General features: G+C 58.7%; 2 protein-coding genes and 1 pseudogene. All 3 read left to right on the top strand.

Annotated features, from left to right (window positions below; all coding sequences use genetic code 11):
- A pseudogene (groEL, locus tag EN949_RS35290) lies at window positions 1-239 on the top strand (chaperonin GroEL); the annotation flags it as partial.
- Window positions 240-262: 23 nt separating this feature from the next.
- Entirely contained in the window at window positions 263-715 is a 453-nt protein-coding gene (locus EN949_RS36985) for a hypothetical protein (RefSeq protein ID WP_245460988.1), read from the top strand.
- A 403-nt stretch (window positions 716-1,118) separates the two neighbouring features.
- Entirely contained in the window at window positions 1,119-1,301 is a 183-nt protein-coding gene (locus EN949_RS35275; RefSeq protein ID WP_024504929.1) for a hypothetical protein, read from the top strand.
- Window positions 1,302-1,395: the final 94 nt, after the last annotated feature.

The following is a 1,395-nucleotide window of genomic DNA, read 5'->3' as shown; positions in this document are numbered from 1 at the left end:
GCAAGCTCACCGACAGCAAGGACCACAATCAGGGTTTTGACGCCCAGAACGAGGTCTATGTCGACATGATCAAGGCAGGCATCGTCGATCCGGCGAAAGTGGTGCGCACCGCACTCCAGGATGCCGGTTCGATCGCAGCCCTTCTGATCACCGCCGAAGCGATGATTACCGACGTTCCGGCCAAGGATGCAGCACCTGCGGGTGGCGGCGGTGGCGGCATGGGCGGAATGGGATACTGAGGACCTGGCGCCAGGAGAAAGCCATGCGTGAACCGACACTGCTTCCGGTATTCCGCACGCTTGGGGTCAAGCCGCCGGTCGCCGTTGCGGCGACGCCGGCCAGATCCAGCAGCATGAAGAACGTGGTTGCCAGCATTCGGGAGGGGCTCGCTTCACAGGGCGAGCCTGGTTTCGAAGCTGGGCGTGGCCCTGTGGACAGTCGTTGTGCTGGCGGCAGTGTTTTTCATTGTGCACGCCTGAACCGCTCGGTGGCGGGCGAGAACCAAGAGGACTCGGAATATGGCAACCGCTACGCGCTTCGGATGGACCATCCGGACAGCTGGACCATTTTCGACGTCTTCACCGGCCAGCCCGCCGAGTCCGGCCACAAGGTCATGGTCGGAGTTAATGCTGGTGAAGCGGACGAGATGGTCAGACGGTTGAACGATCAGGACGCCAAGCGGCGGGACGAGGCCGACCCGACTGACCTGTGCTGACAAACCGGCAAGCTGCTGGAATGATTCGCTAACCAGCTGTGGGTGTGTACAGTCGCATTGTCGCCGGCCGGGACATCGGTACCGGCGCTTGAGAGCGACCATCGCTTTCCCGCCCCTCGATGGGAGCCGCATTATGGACAACGATCATTCGGCCGATGCTATTTCAACTTTTGACTGCAATATTCTGCGCGACGCGTTCACAACTCGGTCATTGAAAAGCAGATCCCCGAGGATCAGTTGCAGGCCTACGCTGTGCTTTTGATCCGCGACTCGGCAACTCCGATTTTGGTTCAGCACTGCTGGCCTGGATCGTAAAGAAATTAACTTTGTCGCCGTGCCTAACTTGCCGGAGCGGACATCTGCTCGGCGCTCGCTTTCATTTTTGCCTGAAAGGATAATGAGCATGAGATACATGAAAACTCCGGACGCTCCGGTCGTAACGATGGAGCCAATCGTCGAGGCCGCAAAAGTCCTATCGAAGCGGCTGACGATCAGAAGCGACGAAGCCGCAAGACGAAAGATCGCCGACACCGACGGCACGATGCGGCGGGCGCGCCAACTTGCGGAAAGCAATCGCCTGATTTGATGAATTGACGCCAACGTCCTGCCGCGGTTGACGCTTATTACGTCATGCGCGTCGGCACGTTACATCTATAACCATATTTCGCTCCAGGAGATAT

Origin of the sequence: Mesorhizobium sp. M7A.F.Ca.US.007.01.2.1 (assembly GCF_003998165.1) — a bacterium.
In the GTDB taxonomy this organism is placed as follows: Bacteria; Pseudomonadota; Alphaproteobacteria; order Rhizobiales; family Rhizobiaceae; genus Mesorhizobium; species Mesorhizobium ciceri.
This window is presented reverse-complemented; position numbering and strand designations above follow the sequence as displayed.